20 protein-coding genes, 1 other RNA gene, 1 pseudogene and 1 other annotated feature are annotated in these 20957 nt (G+C 38.7%); of the genes and pseudogenes, 2 read left to right on the top strand and 20 right to left on the bottom strand.

What is annotated here, in order from left to right; all coding sequences use genetic code 11:
• Positions 1-130: 130 nt before the first annotated feature.
• From MKY46_RS15780 to cymR, 4 genes are all read right to left on the bottom strand, one after another.
• A complete protein-coding gene (locus MKY46_RS15780) occupies positions 131-790 on the bottom strand; it encodes a tetratricopeptide repeat protein (protein WP_036124352.1) in 660 nt (219 codons plus the stop codon).
• Positions 791-864: 74 nt separating this feature from the next.
• Positions 865-1989 carry a tRNA 2-thiouridine(34) synthase MnmA gene (mnmA, locus tag MKY46_RS15785; protein ID WP_036124354.1) on the bottom strand — a complete coding sequence of 375 codons (1125 nt, stop codon included), beginning with the start codon at positions 1987-1989 and terminating at the stop codon, positions 865-867.
• Between the two features lie 76 nt (positions 1990-2065).
• Positions 2066-3214, bottom strand: a complete 1149-nt coding sequence (locus MKY46_RS15790; RefSeq protein ID WP_036124356.1) for a cysteine desulfurase family protein — start codon at positions 3212-3214, stop codon at positions 2066-2068.
• Between the two features lie 402 nt (positions 3215-3616).
• Positions 3617-4036, bottom strand: a complete 420-nt coding sequence (gene cymR / locus MKY46_RS15795; protein WP_008181126.1) for a cysteine metabolism transcriptional regulator CymR — start codon at positions 4034-4036, stop codon at positions 3617-3619.
• Between the two features lie 204 nt (positions 4037-4240).
• Between cymR and MKY46_RS15800 the strand changes: the two genes are divergently transcribed.
• On the top strand, positions 4241-5521 hold the full coding sequence (locus tag MKY46_RS15800) for a replication-associated recombination protein A (RefSeq protein ID WP_058844057.1): 1281 nt from the start codon (positions 4241-4243) through the stop codon (positions 5519-5521).
• Positions 5522-5604: 83 nt separating this feature from the next.
• Here MKY46_RS15800 and MKY46_RS15805 read toward each other — a convergent pair whose 3' ends face one another.
• The 4 genes from MKY46_RS15805 to MKY46_RS15820 form a co-directional block, all read right to left on the bottom strand.
• A complete protein-coding gene (locus MKY46_RS15805) occupies positions 5605-6321 on the bottom strand; it encodes a hypothetical protein (protein ID WP_036124362.1) in 717 nt (238 codons plus the stop codon).
• A 271-nt stretch (positions 6322-6592) separates the two neighbouring features.
• Positions 6593-7111: a hypothetical protein gene (locus MKY46_RS15810; RefSeq protein ID WP_036124364.1), complete on the bottom strand. Its 519-nt coding sequence runs from the start codon at positions 7109-7111 to the stop codon at positions 6593-6595.
• Positions 7112-7321: 210 nt separating this feature from the next.
• Positions 7322-7708 carry a hypothetical protein gene (locus MKY46_RS15815; protein WP_036124366.1) on the bottom strand — a complete coding sequence of 129 codons (387 nt, stop codon included), beginning with the start codon at positions 7706-7708 and terminating at the stop codon, positions 7322-7324.
• Positions 7709-7837: 129 nt separating this feature from the next.
• A complete protein-coding gene (locus MKY46_RS15820; RefSeq protein ID WP_271910494.1) occupies positions 7838-8599 on the bottom strand; it encodes a tRNA threonylcarbamoyladenosine dehydratase in 762 nt (253 codons plus the stop codon).
• A gap of 368 nt (positions 8600-8967) precedes the next feature.
• Between MKY46_RS15820 and MKY46_RS23830 the strand changes: the two are divergent.
• A pseudogene (locus tag MKY46_RS23830) lies at positions 8968-9123 on the top strand (IS5/IS1182 family transposase); the annotation flags it as partial.
• Between the two features lie 113 nt (positions 9124-9236).
• Here the strand turns inward: MKY46_RS23830 and MKY46_RS15825 are convergent.
• The 12 genes from MKY46_RS15825 to hisS all read right to left on the bottom strand — a co-directional run bounded on the left by MKY46_RS15825 (position 9237) and on the right by hisS (position 20421).
• A complete protein-coding gene (locus tag MKY46_RS15825) occupies positions 9237-10319 on the bottom strand; it encodes a DUF871 domain-containing protein (protein WP_340834753.1) in 1083 nt (360 codons plus the stop codon).
• A 24-nt stretch (positions 10320-10343) separates the two neighbouring features.
• The gene (locus MKY46_RS15830; RefSeq protein ID WP_058844054.1) at positions 10344-11669 is read right to left on the bottom strand and encodes a PTS sugar transporter subunit IIC; all 1326 of its coding nucleotides are present in this window, start codon (positions 11667-11669) and stop codon (positions 10344-10346) included.
• Positions 11670-11715: 46 nt separating this feature from the next.
• The gene (locus MKY46_RS15835; RefSeq protein WP_036124376.1) at positions 11716-12036 is read right to left on the bottom strand and encodes a PTS lactose/cellobiose transporter subunit IIA; all 321 of its coding nucleotides are present in this window, start codon (positions 12034-12036) and stop codon (positions 11716-11718) included.
• A 17-nt stretch (positions 12037-12053) separates the two neighbouring features.
• Positions 12054-12365 carry a PTS sugar transporter subunit IIB gene (locus MKY46_RS15840; protein WP_340834755.1) on the bottom strand — a complete coding sequence of 104 codons (312 nt, stop codon included), beginning with the start codon at positions 12363-12365 and terminating at the stop codon, positions 12054-12056.
• Positions 12366-12593: 228 nt separating this feature from the next.
• Complete coding sequence (locus tag MKY46_RS15845) at positions 12594-13769, bottom strand: GNAT family N-acetyltransferase (RefSeq protein WP_036124380.1); 1176 nt, start codon at positions 13767-13769, stop codon at positions 12594-12596.
• A gap of 96 nt (positions 13770-13865) precedes the next feature.
• On the bottom strand, positions 13866-14135 hold the full coding sequence (locus MKY46_RS15850; RefSeq protein ID WP_036124382.1) for an HPr family phosphocarrier protein: 270 nt from the start codon (positions 14133-14135) through the stop codon (positions 13866-13868).
• 19 nt (positions 14136-14154) lie between these two features.
• Entirely contained in the window at positions 14155-14874 is a 720-nt protein-coding gene (locus MKY46_RS15855; RefSeq protein WP_036124385.1) for a sugar isomerase domain-containing protein, read from the bottom strand.
• Between the two features lie 4 nt (positions 14875-14878).
• Positions 14879-15601 carry a GntR family transcriptional regulator gene (locus tag MKY46_RS15860; RefSeq protein WP_036124397.1) on the bottom strand — a complete coding sequence of 241 codons (723 nt, stop codon included), beginning with the start codon at positions 15599-15601 and terminating at the stop codon, positions 14879-14881.
• A gap of 26 nt (positions 15602-15627) precedes the next feature.
• Positions 15628-16788, bottom strand: a complete 1161-nt coding sequence (nagA, locus tag MKY46_RS15865; RefSeq protein ID WP_036124387.1) for an N-acetylglucosamine-6-phosphate deacetylase — start codon at positions 16786-16788, stop codon at positions 15628-15630.
• Positions 16789-16978: 190 nt separating this feature from the next.
• Positions 16979-17178: non-coding RNA, 6S RNA (ssrS, locus tag MKY46_RS15870), on the bottom strand.
• Between the two features lie 140 nt (positions 17179-17318).
• Complete coding sequence (aspS, locus tag MKY46_RS15875) at positions 17319-19088, bottom strand: aspartate--tRNA ligase (RefSeq protein WP_036124388.1); 1770 nt, start codon at positions 19086-19088, stop codon at positions 17319-17321.
• Between the two features lie 64 nt (positions 19089-19152).
• Positions 19153-20421 (bottom strand): histidine--tRNA ligase, encoded by a 1269-nt coding sequence (gene hisS, locus MKY46_RS15880; RefSeq protein ID WP_058844051.1) that lies wholly within the window; start codon positions 20419-20421, stop codon positions 19153-19155.
• A gap of 254 nt (positions 20422-20675) precedes the next feature.
• Positions 20676-20918 (bottom strand) — a binding site (T-box leader).
• Positions 20919-20957: the final 39 nt, after the last annotated feature.

The raw sequence follows: 20957 nt of genomic DNA on the forward strand, positions 1-20957 counted from the left end.
GTTTGAACGAAAAATAAAAGAGGAAGGAATTCATTTGCTGAAAAATAATAAATGAGATTTATAGATTGCTTTGCATTTTGATAGAAAAAAACAGCAAGTTCATCAATTGACACTTGCTGCTAATCATCTATTAGTTAAATCGTTGGGCAATCATATCATATATATATCGTGCTTGGTCATATTCAGGTTGTAATGTAAAGGCTTGTTTCAAATGATACATTGCATCTTCCGTTTGTTCTGTGGAAACGGCATAGAGCACGCCTAAATTATAATGTGCATCTGCATTATTCCAATCCTGCTCGATTAAGAGATTCAGTTCCCTCTTCCCTTCCTCAAACATTTCTAGCGCACATAGCACAATCGCATAGGTTAAACGAATTTGTGTATCTTCTGGCGCAATTTCTACGGCACGTTGTAAATAGGGCAATGCCAGTTTTGAGTTCTCCATACGCTCAAAGCATTTCCCCATCATATAATAAACATCTGCCCCTTCAATCTGATGTTTAAGTGCTTGTTCATACAGTTTTGCAGCTTCCGCATAGCGTTCCGCATTATAATATAAATTGGCTAAACCGTAATAAGCTGTCGCTGCAGTTTCATCTACAGTAATCGCCTTTTGGAAGAAACGTTCTGCACGTTCTGTATCCTCTAACACAGCTAACAAATTGCCGAAATTCACATAACCAATGGCATTTTCGGGCTCTGCTTCAATTGCTTTTGTAAATAGTTGGGCAGCATCCTCATAACGTTTTTCTTGAAATGCTTGAATGCCCTGTTCATTATAATTCATTTGTTCTTCACCTCTATGTAGCGAAAGACTGCTTCTAGAAAGCCAAGAGGCAGTAAGAGCAGTCTTAACGCAAGTTATCCAACATATGTTAGTTTTTCATTACTTTTAAAGACTTCGTCAATCGTACCGCCACCCATACATTCATCACCATTGTACAGCACTACGGCTTGTCCTGGTGTAATCGCACGTACAGGCTCTGCAAATGTAATGTGTGCACGACCATCTGGTAAAATTTCTACTTCTACTGGTGTATCTGTTTGACGATAGCGGAATTTCGCTGTGCAAGAAAATTTCCTAGGCAATTTTTTTGTCGAAGTATAGTTCATTTTCACAGCAGTCAATGATGTAGAGTATGAAAACTCATTGTCAAAGCCTTGTCCAACAAGTAACACATTACGCTCTAAATCTTTCCCTAGCACAAACCAAGGTTCACCGTCTCCACCAATACCAAGACCATGTCGTTGCCCAAGTGTATAGTACATTAAACCATCATGTTGTCCCATCACAACACCATCCATTGTTTCCATTTTGCCAGGTTGAGCTGGTAAATATTGACTCAAAAACTCCTTGAAGTTACGTTCTCCGATAAAACAAATTCCTGTTGAATCCTTTTTCTTGGCAGTGGCAAGTCCAGCTTCCTCTGCAATTTTACGCACTTCTTTCTTCTCAATATCGCCAATTGGGAACATCACATGGGCTAATTGCTCCTGTGATAGTTGATTTAAAAAGTATGTTTGATCTTTGTTATCATCAACGCCACGTAACATTTTCACTTCACCATCAACACTTCGATCAATACGTGCATAGTGTCCTGTCGCTAAGTAATCGGCGCCTAAGTTCATGGCATGCTCCAAAAATGCTTTAAATTTAATTTCTTTATTGCACATCACGTCAGGGTTTGGTGTACGCCCTGCTTTATATTCTTCTAAAAAGTATGTGAAAACTTTATCCCAATATTGTTTCTCGAAATTGACAGCATAGTATGGGATACCGATTTGATTGCACACTTTAATCACATCATCATAATCTTCAGTCGCTGTACAAACACCGTTTTCATCCGTATCATCCCAGTTTTTCATGAAGATCCCGATTACTTCATACCCTTGTTGTTTTAACAAGTATGCAGCCACCGATGAATCTACCCCACCTGACATGCCGACGACAACGCGAATTTGTGAGGGGTCACGTGTTTCTTTCATTGTGGTCACCTTTTCTTTTATCTAATTACAGTTAATGCTTCAAAAGTTATAGAAACATAACGTCGTATTGCGCAAATTATTTGGTAGCTAGTTTTTTCACAATTTGAGCTGTTTTTTCCGCTGCATCGCGTATATCGTTTTCCGTTAAATCTTGCCCAAAGCTAAATCGGATGGAGTTTCGTAATTCCTCTGCTCCTTGCCCGAACATCGCTACTAACACATGCGATGGATCAATCGAACCAGCGGTACATGCTGAACCACTTGATACACAAATACCTGCCATATCAAGATTCACTAGAAACGATTCTACTTCCATCCCTTTAAAGCTAATATTTAGTACATGAGGCAATGAATGCTTTTCTTCACCATTCACATGGAACGCTAGCTTTTCCTGTGTAAAAACTTCGAGCATAATTTGCTTAAAGTGATTGTATAGTGAACGCTTTTCTTCACGCAACTTATTTGCAACTTGCACAGCAGTCGCAAAACCAATAATGGCTGGAATATTTTCAGTACCTGCGCGACGTTTTTTCTCTTGTGCGCCCCCAAGAGCAAAGCTCGCTAACGGTGTTCCTGTCTTTTGGTAAAGGAATCCAACACCTTTAGGACCATTGATTTTATGTGCAGATACACTCAATAAATCCACCTGTAATTGGTTTACATCTATTTTCTCCAAGCCGTAAGCTTGAACTGCATCTGTATGGAATGTGGCATGATGCTCACGTAATAGCTCACCAATTTCAGCAATAGGCTGAATTGTACCTACTTCATTATTACCATACATAATCGTCACTAAAATAGTATCTTCGCGAAGGGCTTCTTGAACATCTTCAACCGCTACACGTCCCAATTGATCTACTGGTAAATAGGTCACCTCAAAGCCATCGCGTTCAAGTTTTTCACAAGTATGTAACACCGCATGATGCTCTACTTGTGTTGTAATGATGTGTTTCCCTTCGTTCGCACGGGCATAGACAGTGCCTAAAATGGCTGTATTATCAGCTTCCGTGCCGCCGCTTGTGAAAATAATTTCCCCTGCTTGGGCACCGATGGATTTCGCTAATAACTCACGTGCATTGTCTAAATATTTTCGTGCTTCTCGACCTGCGCCATGAATACTTGATGCGTTGCCAAAAACCTGCTGCATAGCAGTCGTCATCGCTTCTATTACTTGGCCATTCATCGGAGATGTAGCCGCATGATCGAGATAAATATATGAATTCATGTTGAAAACTCCTTTTTGATCAATTACGCCTCGACGTAATTGCCGCTGACACTTCACTTTCGCGCAGATAAACAATACGTCCATTCTTTTCAAACTAATGAGTAACAGTTAGCCTACTCTCGTCACATTCTGTGACAACGGTAACTGACCTGCATCATGCAGACCTCTCTTCAAAATCTGTGACTTTCGCCAGAGACTTTATCTTGATTCAGTGATCGTTTGAACACTCACTGAAAAAATCAGCACCGCATTCAGCTCACCCTTCATAAGTGGAGTCCTCTCCTGAATCAAGATCAGAAGCGCAAAAACCCACATCACTCATCGTAAAAATAGCCATTGCGATAAGACTATTTCACAAAATGAATGAGATTGATGCGGGCGTAGCGCTGTAGCTCGAACATTTTAAATATAGAACATGTAACCTTCCGCTACATTTTCTTCTGTATATTGTGCTAGGTCTTCAATTGTCGTTGTATCTAACACATTTTTTACTGCATCGCGAATACGTAGCCATAACTCTCGTTGTGGCGCTTCCTCATTTTCAATACCCTCTACTGGTTGAATAGGCCCTTCTAGCACACTAATAACATGGGCTGCTGAAATTTCGCTAGGTGGATTCGCTAGCATATAACCACCATAAGCACCACGTACACTTTTTACTAAGCCTGAATTACGAAGCGGAGACACTAATTGCTCTAAATATGCTTCAGAAAGCTCCTTTTCCGCAGCAATTTTACGCAATGGAATCGGCCCTTCACCATAATGCTTTGCTAATTCAATCATAATCGTAAGCCCGTAACGACCCTTTGTTGAAATTTTCATTTTATCACCCTCAATTAGTCTAGTCAAAATACTACAAACAGTATATCATAATCTCCTCTTGATGAACTCGGAAATACACCTAGAAGGATGTGATATACTAATAAATACGATTCAAAATCGTTCAAAAATAACAATCAGCGCTTTATTTTAGCGTATAAACATGGTCGAAGCAAAAAATGACAACGACTGAAAGGGGGAACTAAATTGCATAATGAACCACTCGCTTTTCGAATGCGTCCTTTAACCCTTGATGAAATAGTTGGGCATCAGGATTTCATTGGTCCCAATACAGCCCTGTATAAAATGATTCAAAATGAACATGTACCTTCCATGTTGCTATACGGAGAACCTGGAATCGGTAAAACTTCTATTGCCAATGCCATTGCAGGAAGCTCCAAGCTCCCTTTCTTTGCACTCAATGCAACGCGAGCTGGCAAAAAAGATGTGGAAGATATTGTACAAGAAGCCAGAATCTCTGGAAAAGTACTTCTTTTTTTGGATGAAATTCATCGTTTCAATAAATTACAGCAAGATACTTTGTTACCACATGTTGAAAATGGCTCAATTGTATTAATTGGGGCCACAACAGAAAATCCTTACCATGACGTCAATCCAGCTATTCGTTCACGCTGTGGGGAAATTTACCAGCTAAAACGACTGACAAAGGAAAATTTAATTGAGTTGATTGAAAAAGCACTAGCAGATGAAAAACGAGGGTTAGGTAAATATCATTTTGTATTAACACCCACTCAAATTGAGCAAATTGCAGGAGCCGCAAACGGGGATGCGCGGAAGGCATTAACACTACTAGAATCCATTTATTATGCGAGTGATGAGGTTGATGGGCAGACGCTTGCAGCCGATCATGTTATTGAGCATCTCATTAGCCGAATCGGTGTTTATGGCGATAAAAAAGGTTCACATTTTTATAATTTACTTTCCGCCTTGCAAAAATCTGTACGTGGCAGTGATACCAATGCTGCTTTATATTATTTAGCGCATTTATTGGAAACAGGCGATTTAGTGGCCGTCAGCAGGCGCCTGCTTGTGATGGCTTATGAAGATATTGGTCTTGCCAATCCCGATGTTGGTCCCCATATGCTGGCTGCCATCCAAGCAGCCGAACGACTAGGGTTACCTGAGGCACGTATTCCACTCGCAAGCGCCGTCATAGAAATGTGCCTTGCCTCTAAATCCAATTCTGCCATAGCTGCAATAGACGCAGCCATTACAGCAATTCATGAAGGCAAAACGGGTGATATTCCTCATCATTTACGAGATGCTCATTACGAGGGAGCGAAAGATTTAGGACATGTTGGCTATCAATATCCACATAACACACCCATTGGCACTTTTGGTGGTTGGGTAGACCAGCAATATTTACCGGATGAACTTGTAGGAACAGAATTTTATAAACCTGTTATTGCTGGAGAAGAAAAACGAATGGCAGGCATCTATGAAAAGCTCAAATCGTTCCATCAATAACAGCACAAAAGCAAAGTCACGATTTCCAGTACTGATAGTGACTTTGCTTTTTTACAAAATAACAGGATGGGCTGCTTTGATGATCATCCTGTAAAGCTCTGGTTATTTGCTGTGTATCGCTCTTTATAAAACAAATTTAATGGTTCTGCTACATGTCGAAGTGATGACAAAAGGGATTCTTTCCCATCCTCTTCATTGACCTTACTATGCAAAAAAACAATCAAATTATACGATTGATACAACACACTCGCGAATTCTTGATTGTTTTCTCTCACTTCAAAGCGAATTGCTTTTACAGCAATAGCTTGTGCAATTTTTTGTTCTCTTGTTTCATAGGATGGCTCTCTAGTTAATTCATCATCCGTCACTCTGTATAACCGCTTTAATGCACCATATACCTCTTGGTTTCCACTAAACCGATCCTTTAACCACTGCAAGACAAATTGTATAAGAATAACCGCATATATAAGGGAAAGACATGCATCACCACGCGACTTTTTTGCTAAGCGCTGGAAAGATTCTGCTTGTGTCACTAATTCAAAAAGAATTAAACGAATTGGGTACAGCATGGCATGACCACTATTAATGTATAACTTTTCTCGATCCCTATACATTGCCAACCAAATATCTTTGACCAATGAAATAGATTTTCTTGTAGAGAGCGCTAATTGACACTGTATAAGTTCCTTCTCAATCGTTGGTTGGATAAGTCGTTGAAATAAATGCTCATCTTCCTCACTAACTAGTAAAAGCGGTTTTTCCAAATTCGCCAAATCTAATTTTATACCGTTTACAATCATTGCCTAGCCCCCTTTCAATAAGTTCTTACAGTGTTGAATAAAATGATCATAGGAGAACCCATTTTTTAACTATAATTCGACAAAAAATCATAATTCCCTTTAAGTAAAATGGTCTTTTTTTACTTTCCAAATAACAAAAAAGAACCCACGAAACAAAACGAAGCAAGTAAATCCACTTTTTTCTAGTATAGAAAAACGAGAATTACTTACAAAAGTTACGTAGATTCTTGTCGTATAGGCTATTTTCTGAAAATAGCTAGTCTAATAATGTCTAGGCTGTCAGTTCTTCATCAACAAATGCTTTGAACTGTTCCAGACACTGCTTCACATCACCCTTTTGTGCAAGCACTTCATTGCGTATCGTTGTCATTTTTTCTTCATCCTCTAGCACTTCCGTTAAGAGAGCAAAGATATCTGTTAATAATAATTCATTCTCTTCCTGTTCAATTCCCGGTAAGGAATAAGCTGCTATTGTTAATAAACGCTCCACTTTTTCAGGCGTTTTTTGCAAGGCATTCGAAGAATAATAGGTCGATGCAGCTAAAAAATAACATAATTTTGCACAACAATCGATAAACAAATGCCAATACGTATTTGCGCTTGGTAATTCCCCTGATCGATGATCAACATACTCTTTATAATAAGTTGTTACTTGACTATATAAAGGATTCAACCCTCTCATAGCTTTCGGATAATTATTAGATGTATCCAAATAGTCAAATACAATGGCATTCATTTTCTCTTGAAGTTTGACAATATCTAAATGATCACGAATTACTTGAATTTCCATTTTCCCACTCTCCCATATGTCATTTGCTGTTTTAACTTCCTGGCTATTTACTAAGTAGCTCGGAGCATCCCAAACAAACTGATCGATTATCTAATGGATGATTTAAATTATATCAATAAACTATATGGAGTAGTGAGGACATGAAAAAAATAAGACAATTTCGTGAATTAATAGCATTTTATGTACATAAGACGAACTATTTTGGTAAAATTATACCCTTTGTACATAATCATCAAATAACCAGGGTTCCTTTGCGCGATCAACAATTTCAATAATGCTCCCCTGCATATATTTTTTAATGCGCTTTTGAGGTATATAAAAATAAGCATTGTTCATAATTAACCATTCACTTAATGTTACATTATTATCTGCTTGATGATTCGTTAAGATTTTCTTATGCCGCAGAACATCCGCCATTTTATAAAAACCATCGGACAATTCATAGGCAGATACATCAAAATTAAAAATGGGGCTGACTACTTGTCCAACATCAAAAATATGTATAGTTTGCTTCTCTTCATCAATCGCTAACTCTACAGTGCTAATTTCATCGAAAAGATTTAAACCTCTATATTCCATTTGATAAATTTTTTCCATCTGTATGCGCCTCCTTTTTTCAACGGTCTAATTGTAACATAGAAAAAGTAGCTACTTCTCAAAACAATGAGGCAGCTACTTCTACGAAAATAATCCATTATGCTGTTTTTTTAAAATAATTCTCTGACATTATCCTTGTACGCGCGTAATTTTTACATCTTTTAAGATGGTATTGACTACCCAGCTCGCCGCAATTAAACCTGCTACGGACGGTACAAAGGCATTGGATGAAGGCGGCATCTTTGCCTTACGAATTGCCGCATCAGGCTTACCAACATGCTCTACGACATCAGGACGTACAACAATTGGACTTTCATCAGAAAAAACAACCGTTACACCCTTATGAATACCCTCTTTACGAAGCTTTGTACGAATTATTTTTGCTAATGGATCTGTATGTGTTTTTGATATATCCGCAATTTGGAAACGAGTAGGATCCATTTTATTTGCTGCACCCATACTCGAAATAATAGGAATATTACGTTGCAAGCATTCCTTCATTAGATGAATTTTGTACATCACTGTATCGCTTGCATCAATGACATAATCAATGCCTTGTGCGAAAAACTTTTCATAGGTTTCTTCCGTGTAAAACATGTGCATATCAATGACTTCACATGCTGGGTTAATATCTGTAATGCGCTCTTTCATGACAGCTGATTTAGATTTGCCTACAGTTGATAGATATGCCACTAGTTGTCTGTTGACATTTGTAATATCGACATTATCCTTATCAACTAAAATAATGCGACCGATTCCACTTCTTGCGCATGCCTCGGCTGCAAATGAACCAACACCACCTACACCAAGTATGGCAACCGTTGTATTTTTTAATTTTTCGAGACCCTCTGTTCCTATAGCGAGCTCGTTACGTGAAAATTGATGTAACATCCTGACACTCTCCATCTGTATATTTTATTAGTAAACCTAGTTATATACTAAGATAAAATCAAAATCTATCTTACATTTTATCATGTTATTGTTCAAGAGAAAATTATAAAGAAAAAAATGAAGATTGCCTACTGAAAACCATCCAAATAACAGTAATTAAACAAGGATTTTAAAATAAAGTTGGAATGCTTCCTTGGCATTATTTTCTAAAGGGAAACGGTTGATTCCACTCCAAGCTGATACTTTCCACATGCGGTGTCGAGCTGCTTTCCCCGCAGGAGTCACCGTCCTTCGCTATATTCAACATCTATATAAAGCAACTCCATCCATATATGTTGATGAAAAGTAAACTTTTAAAGTGAAAAACGATGCTGACGAAGAATAAAATCAACGAATGTAAACAATTAGAAATGTTTACGATTGATCAATTAGTACGACAAGATCATTAAGTGCGAAAATTAGAAACCACTATTAATTTTTCGTTTATTTATCCATTAGTAGCAAACCCCTATTCTGATTATGGAATGGTTTATCAAATATTGAACAAAGAAAGAAAAATGACAAAAGCCATCGAGAGTGAAGTTCTCGATGGCTACAGTCTGTGAGATTGATGACTCAATCCCTTTCTCACCTTTTTTCATTTTGTAAAGCCGAATGATGCCCATGGTTGAATATGTGCTAATAAAAATTGTTCTTCCTCAACAACGCTAGCGATAACATTGCTCGACCCGGCATTTGGGATTTCTTTTAGAACAATTTGTAGCTCTCCCTTATAACGAACATCCAAATTATTATCAATCGTGATATCGCCTCTTTTTAATGGTCGTGTATCATGCACAGGAAAATCTCCGTTTTTATATTTAACCCGAGATTGTGTGCTACGAATGACATACTCAGAGACATCCCCTCTATTAAAATGGGGCTCTTTAAAAAGAATCGTTTCCTCTAAAATACTCGTGTCTGCTGACGGGACAACCTTTATTTCAAGCTTATTGCGATTTAATTGACCTAACGCACGTATTTCCTCCTCTGAGGCATACATATTGCCAATAATACAATCATCAATGAGCCCTGTATGCCATAAATCTTTCGCTTGTACAGTGATAGGAAGATGACGATGCTCCTCTAATGTAGGTAACCCGTACTCCGTTTGCTCCCAAGGCCCAAATTGACCATGCTGCGAGGAGATCATCGCGGCAGTTCTCAAGTTGTGTGCTTTAAAGTGGTGGGATGTTTGTAAAAAGTGCTGACGAGATAGCCCAGTAAAGCGTCTTGGATAAAAATTATGACACCCGATAATGTTCTCTTTATTGGGCTGGTAAGAAACAATATTGTCTACATATTTCGTCCCGTTACTAATGTTTAATTCTATTTTTAGATTACTTGCGTCAAGTGACATCAACGCTTCTTCCTGACCAGAAAATCCCATATCTAAACGTAAGGCTGCCAAATAATAATGTTCCTTCAAATAGCCAATATCTTTAAAGGTTAAGCCTAAATCATCAAAAACAGCTGGTGCGATATCAGCCGATATGTCAAAACCAAGCTGCTGCGCAAAGGCATTAATTTGCTGTAATTTCTGACGCTCCCCCTCCTGTTTTAATGACATCAAACAGGTAAAGATCCGATCAAAGCCATTGTCATGAGCAAGTTGAACATAGCGCTTCATTTCGTCTAGTGTACTATGCTGTGGATATAGCGAAATTCCTAATCTTCTCACTTCAAACCCTCCGTTAATTGACGCTTATACTTCTACTTTTTCCCCTTGGGATTCCACAACAGATTGTTCGCTCTGTGCTGCTAAAGCAGCCTTTTGTTCATTCTGTCTTGACAAGCGATTAGCCATGGATAAAAATGGTAAATAGATACAAATAGCTACAACAATTAAGACAATACTCAGTACAGCTCCACGCCAAGATTGCGTGACTAGGAAACCATTAATAATTGGAGGCGTCGTCCATGGAACAGCAATCGTTGCTGCTGGCACCCAACCCCATTTTGTTACAAAGAAAGCAATTGTCACATTGACCATTGGTGTCAAAATAAATGGTACAAATAAAATTGGATTTAAGACAATTGGTAAACCAAATAGTAATGGTTCATTAATATTAAATAATCCGGGAGCAGCGGATAATTTACCAACCGTATTATATTGTTTGTTTTTACGAGCAATAATGAATATTGCGATAATTAAAGCAATCGTTGTACCTGAGCCACCCATATTAATAAAAGCGTCAAAGAACGGTTTGTTAATAATGTAAGGTGCTACTTTTCCAGCAGAAATGGCTGCAACGTTAGCATCAATTGCTTGTAGATTAATCGATTGCATAAACGGCTCGATAATATTTGCCCCATGAATACCAAATGTCCATAAAAATGTTGGAATGAAGGCTAAAATAAGTCCAGCTACCCATGTATTTGTTAAGCCCATAAATGGCTCTTGAATTGATGAATAAAACGTTCCAATAATATCGGGTATATCAAACCCAGCAGAAATGATTGTACGAACTAATGCTAATAAACCAATTGTTATAATTGCTGGAAGTAATGCTGCAAATGACTTTGACACAGCGGATGGCACACCCGCAGGCATTTTAATTAAAAGCTTTGGATTGCCAGATAAACGAGAAAATAGTTCTGCGGAAATTAAAGCGGTAATGAGGGCAACAAATATTCCTCCTGTACCTGTCGTTAAACCCGTTAATCCCCCTTCACCAAATGTACCAAATGTCATATAACTGGCAAGCCCTATTACCCCACCAGATAATGCATCCTTGTCATAGCTTTTTGTCAGATGATAGGCAACACAAAAGGCTAATAATAGGGAGATAACCCCAAATGTCGCTCCCCAAATATTCCCCCCAAACTGTGTCCATGTCTCATGCTTCCAAATGGCATCGAGTGCATTTTGATATAATTTAATGGGCAAATTGTTAATAAGTACAGCTAATGATCCAACAATTGTCAACGGCATGATCGTAATAAAGCCGTCACGAATAGCAACTAAATGACGCTGATTCCCAACCCTAGCAGCAACCGGTACAAATTTTTCTTCTAAAAAACGGAACATCCACATACACTCCCTTTGCTTTTTATTGTGACATCAAAATTTGATGTTACTCCCCTTTGATTCGTTCATATAATTCAATCATCTCTTGCGCTAAATCGCGAAAAGTAATAGCATTCATTAAATGATCTTGCGCATGAATTAATAACATGGAAACCTCTACTTTTTCTCCCCTTGCTTCTTGAGATAGTAACCCCGTTTGAGCATGATGTGCTTCAATTAAAGACTCATTTGCTAATTTAATTTTTTCTTTTGCTTCCTCAACTTGCCCCTTTTTCGCTAGCTGAAGAGCTTCCATACACTCACTTTTCGTATTGCCACTATGCACAATAAGACCCATAATGGACTCCATTAATGCTGCTTCTCCCATTCCCTTTAACCCCTTTTTCATCCAATTAAGTGTAGTGCTTGCTTCAGGACATTTTCACCATTCATCATGCCATAATCTTCCATATTTATGACATCGATTGGAAAGCCCCTATCCTTGAATTTTGTTTCAAATGACCCCTTTAAATAGCGAACCTGAGGACCTAATAACAGCACATCCGCTTTTTTCGTCGCTAATACTTTTTCCACCTCACCTTCAGCAATGGCATAAATATCAGCTTCAATATTTTGCTCTTGAGCAGCTTTTTGCATCTTAGATACTAATAAACTAGTACTCATGCCCGCTACACACACTAACATAATATTTTTCATTCGAAACACTCCTTTTTATGTTTTTTTGATTGTGTAATCGCTTACTTATTTTGAGAATAGCACCTATTGGTATATACCACAATACACTTTTTACATTAATTTTATATCCGTGTAATTATTTACAAAATTGGGCTATTGTTTTTTTATAGCAACATAAACGATTCTACTCAGCTGGTATAGTCCAGAAAAAAATCCAAAAAAATTTAAAATTTTCAAACCATTTAGTGCTTAAAAATACTCATAAAATGCTGGCTTTTCAGTAGGCAATGCCCTTTGCCATCGTTGTAGAGTCTTTTCCACTGTCGATTGATTAGCATAGACAACAGCCTCTTTGACGGAAAGATAACCAACCATCATTGCAGAAAAAAGATTAATTGGTAGTGTTAACATATGCTTGTCAGAGACCGAATTTGTCTCAATTATGGACACTTGACCATTTTTATTTATTTGATAGACATGCTCATTCCAATGACAAAATGGATCGTCAATACGTATCGTCAATGTTTCTGTGATATCTCCCCATGGATATTGCTGCATAAAAGCTGCAACGTCTACGACTCTAACCATCACATCCTGTATGACTTCCCTTTTGAATTGCGGCTCTTTGAAATAAAAACCAAAGGGATAATGATTGCTAGTAACACCTGTAATTTGATCGACACTTGCTGCATGTGACGTAATATAACGCCATATGGCTTGCTCCGCTAAATAATTAGCTACAATAAAGTCTTGAATGACAAACGTCCCCTGCTGAATGGTATAACGAATATAGCCCTCTATTTTATCTGCTTGAAAATAGGCTGCAAAATGGCTGTCAGGGCTCCTTCTCTCAATTCTTTTCCACCAGGCATCATCTCTTACCATGCCTCCATTTTGCAATATTGCCATTATATTATGAAAATCCTTTATTTCCTTGAACAGCTCAGGCTCAACCCATTCAAAGCTCATCCGTTTGACGATATCCAGTTGTTTCCCAAACGACGGAAATTGTGCTTGTGGGATCGTGTAATGAAGCTTCTCAAAAAATAATTCCCAACCAAAATGTCGATAGAAGGACACAGAAAAAGGCGCTAAAACTGAAATGGTTTGCCCATTATCACGCATTTTTTGTAGGGCTTCTATCATGAGCCTTTTAATAATCCCTTGTTGTCGGTACTCAGGATATGTTGCAACAAAGCCGATTCCGCCCATTTTATAAGGAACACCATGAACCGTCATGTTGAGTGGCAATATTAAAAGTTGACCGACAATCTTTTTATGATCATAAGCTCCTAATGTCGTACTCTGCTCTATCCAATAATGAAAGTCCTCTCGTCGAGCCCCTGTGTATTTATTCGGAAAACAATAATCTCTTAATTGATGAATCTGCCTATAATCATTAGGCGAGACAATGTGGATATCCATATAATCACCCCTATTGCAATTCTAAAAATTCAGTTATTTACAAAAGATTCTTCTGCAGTGAGATGAAAACAATCACTGCAAGAATCTTTTGTCCTCTTAACATTCTTCTCCTATTTCTTTTGACACCATGATTTCTGTTACGGTTTGAAATAATTTTTCAATATCTGGACCAGCCGCTGAAATTTCTACTATACTACCAGGTGTTACACCCAATGACATAACGCCCATAATGGACTTTAGATTAACAGATTTTCCCTTGTACGTTAATTGAATATCACTTTCGAATGGAGTTACTGCAGTTACTAGTAGTGCAGCAGGTCTGGCATGAATGCCCTCAGGTGAAGTAATTTTATACATTTTTTTCATTTACGATGTCTCCCCTTTTTCATGTAAAATCTATACGATGTTGATAGTTGGCCATCATTGTTTCATTATGCGACCAATCCGAGTCAACATTATTGCTGACAAAAATAGGTAACTCCTTTGTCGTCTTTGCTATTATTTCGATGACTTCGCTGAACAAGGCGTTTAATAATAAGGAACCAATGACAGTAGAAGCTGGCGCATACTGCATTTCATGTAGATGCAAAACACCATCTCCAATAGGGATATGTGTATTGATCACAAAATCTACCACGTCTTCAAGCCTGTGCCCACTGTGATGACGTGCAACCTGCTCTCTATAGAGGAGCGACTGTAGAGAAAACACGTATACCCCTGACTCCTTTGCCAACAAAGCAGCATCTATAGGGGCCGCATTTCTCCCTGAAGTTGAAATGACAATGCAAACGTCATTTTCACGAAAATCAAACTGTTCCTTATGTTGTTCAATAATAGTGGGATCCTTCTCATTGATTGAGGAAGCTAGTGCTCCAGCATGTAATGCCAAAGGTTCTAGAAAAATCGGACGAACAGGTACTAAACCACCAGCTCGATAAAAAGCCTCCTGCGCTAATAGCTGAGAATGGCCGCAGCCAAATAATTGGATGATTCCACCTCTTTGAAGACGTTGAACAATGATTTGTGCTGCTTCCTTTAAATGAACAGTCTCCTGCTCCTTCACAATCTGGATGAGCTTTTCGATTTCAGAAAAATATGCATGCATATAATCACCTTTTAATTTCACTTATAAATTTATAGCGATCAGCTCGATACGTACTGCGTACAAGCTCAAATGGTTTACCGTCCGATAAATAACTCGTACGTTTGATAATTAAAACAGGTGCTGTTTGATTTATCTGTAGAAATTTACTATCTTCTTTTGAGACAATGGCTGCCTCCATTTGCTGTACGGCATTCCCAATCTTTTGATGGAACTTTGCTTCGATTAAAGCATAAAGCGAGCCCATTATTTGCTTTTCATCCAACTCTGGATAGATTTTGACTGGGATATACGTTCTTTCAATCGCCATTGGCTGAGAATCGGCATTTCTAATTCGCACCACAAAGAATACTTCTTCTCCAGGCTCAATCATTAAATCTCTTGCAATATCCACTGGTGGTATGATTTTTTCAAATCGTAACACCTTACTGCTTGGTTCCATTCCTCTAGCGCGCATATCTTCCGTAAAACTTGTTAAGCCCTTTAATGGCTGCTCCAATTTGGGATTAGCAACATAGGTACCTCTCCCTTTTTCTCGATATAACAGACCGCTGTTTACGAGATTGGTAATGGATTGACGCACAGTCATTCTACTAACATCAAATTGTGCAGAAAGTTCACGTTCTGAAGGTATCGTTTCACCAATTCTGTATTCTTCTAAATAAATTCTTTGTTTAATAATCTCTTCTATTTGTATATAAATAGGTATATGAGAATTTTTCTCTAACAAATCTTGCACCTTCCTTATCGCCTCTTTTATGATTTCTCAAATACAACTTTACCTCGACAAATCGTTTTTTGCACATTTAATTGTTGATCTAGCAAGACAAAATCTGCATCAAAGCCTTCTTCAATTCGACCTTTCATGGGAAGCTGCAATTGTTCAGCGGCATTCGTAGAAGACATGGCGACTATTTCTTGTAAGGAACAATTCGTAATGGCCTTCATATTTTTAACCGCCTGTTCCATTGTTAACACACTGCCAGCTAATGCTCCGTTCGCTAAATGGGCTCCTTTTTCATTTACATACACCGTTTGCCCACCTAAATCATATTCACCATACTGCAAGCCTTTCGCTCGCATGGCGTCCGTAATAAGAATGATCCCCTTGGCACCTTTTGTCCGATAGGCTAGCTTGACTGCTTGAGGATGACTATGCACACAATCAACAATTAATTCCACTTTGATGTTATCTTCTAATAATACCCCACCAACGACACCTGGATCACGATGATGAAATGGTCGCATTTGATTATATAAATGAGTGGCTTGACTTATACCTAATGATACTGCTTGATGGACTTCCTCTATTGTAGCATCTGAGTGACCAATAGACGGAATCACATTAAAGTTCTTTAATGCTTCAAGAAATGTGAATCCACCTTCTATTTCTGGTGCGACGGTAATTTGTTTGATACGATAACAGCTCATTTTTTGCCAATTAGCAAATTGTTCAATCGTAGGACTAATCATGTATTCTTCTGGCTGTGCACCTGCACGTATTTTCGAAACAAATGGACCTTCAACATGAATGCCCAGTAAAATGGCTTCTCCCTCTTGCTGTTCAAATTGCGCCACATTGACTAAAGCGCTTTCAATTTTGGCTATAGTTTGTGTCATAGTTGTAGCAAGGAAACCTGTAACGCCTTCTTGCACTAAGGACTGTGCTATTTCATGCAAAGCTAATGGACTAGCATCCATCGTATCATGCCCAGCTGATCCATGAATGTGCATATCAATATAGCCAGGGAGCAGTAGCCAATCATGATTTTGCCCATCAATACGTTGCACTGCCTTTCTTGACAAAGACTGCCCTATTTGAATGATCTTACCATCTTCTATATAGACGTCACCTTTAAACGGCTGATCATCAGGATTAATAATCCTAACATTTGAGATTAATAATGTGTCCTTCAAACTTATCACCTCCAACCTTTTTATGAACGCTCTCCAAAAGGTATAGTTGTCTATACCAATTATATGCTCGTTCATCTAAAATAAAAAGTTATTTTTTCATATTTTCAAAATTTTTCTATAAATCTTTCTTTTAAAAATTGGCAACAAAAAAGGAGCTACTCTCAAGCTCCTTTTTAATCCTATGTATAGGACGAATCCCAATTGTGCCGTAATGCCAAGAAACATTCGTTTTGAACCCGCAATTTGCAGGGGGGTGCCCGCTTTGCAGCTTTAAACGTCCCGCTCCGCTAGGGGCATGTTTGCGACTACAAAATGAAGGCTCCCGATTCGATAGTGTTCGGTCAAAACTGTGAAGTAGATTTAGCAGTTAGACAAACACATCAGGATTCGTATTACAGTTATCATAACACCACTTTTCTGATAATTCAAACGATTTTCTCTCATAATCTATATTTTCCTGAAAAAACACAAAAAAATACCTAGATTCTCAACAATATTTGCTAGGAAATCCAGGTATTTTGTTTTATTCATTATTTTTTAAATGGTTTGATGGCTAAGCTTAATTCACTTAGTTGCTCTGGTGATACTTCGCTCGGTGCTTCTGTCATTAAGCAGCTAGCACTTGCTGTTTTCGGGAATGCGATAGTATCACGTAAATTCGTACGTCCTGCTAGTAGCATCACAAAGCGATCAAGACCAAAGGCAAGACCTGCATGTGGTGGCACGCCATACTCAAATGCTTCTAATAAGAAGCCAAATTGCGCTTGTGCTTCTTCTTCTGTAAAGCCAAGTAATTCAAACATTTTTTCCTGTAGGTCACGTTCATAGATACGTAATGATCCACCACCAAGCTCGTAACCGTTTAATACGATATCATAGGCTTGTGCACGAACTGCTGAAGGATCTGTATCCATTAACGCTATATCTTCATCGAACGGACGTGTGAATGGATGATGTGCTGCATAGTAACGTCCATCTTCCTCAGAGAATTCAAATAATGGCCAGTCAGTAATCCAAAGGAAAGCAAATTGTGATTCGTCAATCAAGTTTAAATCTTGTCCTAATTTCGAACGTAATGCCCCTAAAGAAGCTGCAACAACAGGTGCCTTATCCGCCACGAATACAAGAATATCGCCAACTTCTGCTCCCATACGTTCGATTAAAGCTGCTGCTAACGCTTCGTCAAAGAATTTCGCGATTGGGCCATTTAAGCCTTCTTCTGTAACCTTTAACCAAGCAAGACCTTTTGCTCCGTAAATACTAACGAATTTTGTTAATTCATCCATGTCTTTACGAGAATATTTGTCCGCTGCTCCTTTAATATTGATACTTTTCACTTGTTTTCCTTGTGCAACAGTATCTGCAAATACTTTGAAACTACAGCCTTCAAAAATATCATTTAATGCTACTAGCTCTAATCCAAAACGTACGTCTGGCTTATCTGAACCATAACGATCCATCGCTTCTTGATACTTCATACGCTGGAAAGGTGCAGGGATATCGATTCCTTTTACTTCTTTCATAACAGCTTGAATTAAGCGTTCGTTCATTTCTAATACTTCTTCTTGTGTTAAGAAGCTAGTTTCAATGTCCACCTGTGTAAACTCTGGTTGACGGTCAGCACGTAAGTCTTCATCACGGAAGCAACGGGCAATTTGGAAATACTTTTCAAAGCCTGCAACCATTAATAATTGTTTAAACAATTGTGGTGATTGTGGTAATGCATAAAATTCACCCTCATGGACACGTGATGGTACTAAATAATCACGAGCACCCTCTGGCGTTGATTTTGTTAAAATCGGTGTTTCTACTTCTAAGAAGCCTTCATTTTGTAAGAAGTTACGGATTGTACGTGTAACATCAGAACGCATTTTGAATGTATCGAACATGACTGGACGACGTAAGTCCAAATAGCGATATTTTAAACGTAGGTCTTCTGATACATCTGTGCGATCTTCAATTTGGAATGGTGTTGTTTTGGCCGTATTAATTACGATTAAACTTGTTGCTTCTACTTCAATTTTACCGTTTGGTACATTCGGATTAATTTGATCCTCTGTACGAAGGATAACTGTTCCTTCCACTTCAATCACATATTCACTACGTACTTTATCCGCTAGTGCATGTGCTTCAGCCACGTCTGGACTAAATACGACCTGTGTAATTCCCGTACGGTCACGTAAATCAATGAAAATCAAACCACCGAGGTCACGACGACGCTGCACCCAACCTTTTAATACGACTTTTTCGCCTTGTAACGCCTCTGATAGCTCGTTACTAGCATGTGTTCTTGTAGCCATTGTTAAATTCCTCCAAAATATCTTCAATTTATGTAGCATCTACTAGCAATGCCCTGTATCTACTTTAAGATTGTTGTGATAAATAATTCACTAGCTCTGAGAATGCCACTTTGTGCTGTTCACCAGATTCCATATGTTTCACGGCAGCTGCTTGCTCTTCAAGCTCTGTTTCGCCAAGAACGATTGTGTATTTTGCACCTAGACGATCCGCTGATTTCATTTGGGCTTTCATTTTACGATCTAAATAATCCATTTCTGTCGCAAGACCCTTTGCACGGAAAGTACTAGTTAGCTCTACAGCCTTTTGCTTGGCTTCAGCGTCCATTGCGATAATATAAACATCTAGTCCTGAAGCGGTATCTAATTCAACGCCCTCTGCTTCAAGTGCTAATAATAAACGCTCAATACTTAATGCAAAACCAATACCCGGTACATCTGGACCGCCAATTTCTTGCACTAGCCCATTGTAGCGTCCGCCTCCACATAGTGTTGTAATCGCACCAAAGCCAGCTGCTGTAGACATAATTTCAAATGTTGTGTGATTGTAATAATCAAGCCCACGTACAAGATTTGGATCCACCTCATAAGAAATGCCCAATGTATCTAAATACGATTTCACCTGACTGAAATAAGCAGCTGACTCCTCTGTTAAGAAATCAGTTAACGCTGGAGCCGTTTGCATTAATGGGTGTTCACGATCCACCTTACAATCTAAAATTCGTAATGGATTTTTTTGCAAACGATTTTGACAGTCAGAGCAAAACTCTTGAATATGTGGCTCAAAATGCTGTAATAAGGCTGTACGGTGAGTATTACGCGTTTCTTTATCACCCAGTGAATTAATCACTAGTTTTAAATCCTTTAAGCCCGCTGATTCATAAACATCCATCGCAAGAGCAATGACTTCCGCATCAATTGCAGGATCTGCTGAACCAATGGCCTCTACTCCAAACTGTACAAATTGACGATAACGCCCAGCCTGTTGACGCTCATAGCGGAACATTGGTCCTAAGTAAGAAAGCTTAACGGGCTGATCTGGAGCACCAAACATTTTATGTTCTACGTAGGCACGTACGACACCAGCCGTATTTTCAGGACGTAGTGTTAGTGAACGTCCCCCGCGATCCTCAAATGTATACATTTCCTTTTGCACAACATCCGTTGTTTCACCAACACCACGCGCAAACAAATCCGTTTGCTCGAAAATCGGTGTACGAATTTCGTTATAACGATAAACACGACAAATATCACGAATAATCGCTTCAACCTTTTGCCATTTTTCAGATTGACCTGGCAAAATATCTTGTGTCCCTCGTGGCACTTTAAAACTCATGTAAATCCCTCCTATATCGATTGCTTATGATAGAGCAGCTGTCATTCTACTTGGGGCGGAGGCATGCTTCGATTGAGCAGTTTTCATTCAGGTTGGAGTGTGGTTACACCTTCAAAGAGCGGTCTTCACTTTGATTAGAGCGGGTTCGCAATTTTGATGAGCAGACTCACCACCTAAAACCGAACCCATCCCTTTTCTCAAAAGAATCTCGCAGTTTTTTCGAACAACAAAAAAGCCCCCGTCACCTTGCCATAGCAAGGGACGAGAGCTATATAAGCTTCCGCGGTTCCACCCTAGTTGACACAATTAATTACATGTGTCCTCCTCGTAATCGGATAACGGCCGATTCCGTTTTTTCCTACTAAGCACTGCTTTTCAGAAAAAAGCCTCTCAAGTGTTATTCGCGTGATACATTTTTGTAGGAAAGATTGCAGCCTAAGTCTTTCCCTCTCTGTTCCAATAGAGGTATACGCTACTTGCTTGGTCATAAGCGATTAATCATTTTTCGATTACCCTTTATGTTAGTCACTAGCCAT

This window comes from Lysinibacillus sp. FSL M8-0355, assembly GCF_038008985.1.
Lineage (GTDB): Bacteria > Bacillota > Bacilli > Bacillales_A > Planococcaceae > Lysinibacillus > Lysinibacillus fusiformis_D.

Coding starts and splice junctions, on each gene's coding strand:
- MKY46_RS15780 (WP_036124352.1), bottom strand. CDS start 790: ATGAATTATAATGAACAGGGCATTCAAGCATTTCAAGAAAAACGTTAT.
- mnmA (WP_036124354.1), bottom strand. CDS start 1,989: ATGAAAGAAACACGTGACCCCTCACAAATTCGCGTTGTCGTCGGCATG.
- MKY46_RS15790 (WP_036124356.1), bottom strand. CDS start 3,214: ATGAATTCATATATTTATCTCGATCATGCGGCTACATCTCCGATGAAT.
- cymR (WP_008181126.1), bottom strand. CDS start 4,036: ATGAAAATTTCAACAAAGGGTCGTTACGGGCTTACGATTATGATTGAA.
- MKY46_RS15805 (WP_036124362.1), bottom strand. CDS start 6,321: ATGATTGTAAACGGTATAAAATTAGATTTGGCGAATTTGGAAAAACCG.
- MKY46_RS15810 (WP_036124364.1), bottom strand. CDS start 7,111: ATGGAAATTCAAGTAATTCGTGATCATTTAGATATTGTCAAACTTCAA.
- MKY46_RS15815 (WP_036124366.1), bottom strand. CDS start 7,708: ATGGAAAAAATTTATCAAATGGAATATAGAGGTTTAAATCTTTTCGAT.
- MKY46_RS15820 (WP_271910494.1), bottom strand. CDS start 8,599: ATGTTACATCAATTTTCACGTAACGAGCTCGCTATAGGAACAGAGGGT.
- MKY46_RS15830 (WP_058844054.1), bottom strand. CDS start 11,669: ATGTTCCGTTTTTTAGAAGAAAAATTTGTACCGGTTGCTGCTAGGGTT.
- MKY46_RS15835 (WP_036124376.1), bottom strand. CDS start 12,036: ATGGGAGAAGCAGCATTAATGGAGTCCATTATGGGTCTTATTGTGCAT.
- MKY46_RS15840 (WP_340834755.1), bottom strand. CDS start 12,365: ATGAAAAATATTATGTTAGTGTGTGTAGCGGGCATGAGTACTAGTTTA.
- MKY46_RS15845 (WP_036124380.1), bottom strand. CDS start 13,769: ATGGATATCCACATTGTCTCGCCTAATGATTATAGGCAGATTCATCAA.
- MKY46_RS15850 (WP_036124382.1), bottom strand. CDS start 14,135: ATGAAAAAAATGTATAAAATTACTTCACCTGAGGGCATTCATGCCAGA.
- MKY46_RS15855 (WP_036124385.1), bottom strand. CDS start 14,874: ATGCATGCATATTTTTCTGAAATCGAAAAGCTCATCCAGATTGTGAAG.
- aspS (WP_036124388.1), bottom strand. CDS start 19,088: ATGGCTACAAGAACACATGCTAGTAACGAGCTATCAGAGGCGTTACAA.
- hisS (WP_058844051.1), bottom strand. CDS start 20,421: ATGAGTTTTAAAGTGCCACGAGGGACACAAGATATTTTGCCAGGTCAA.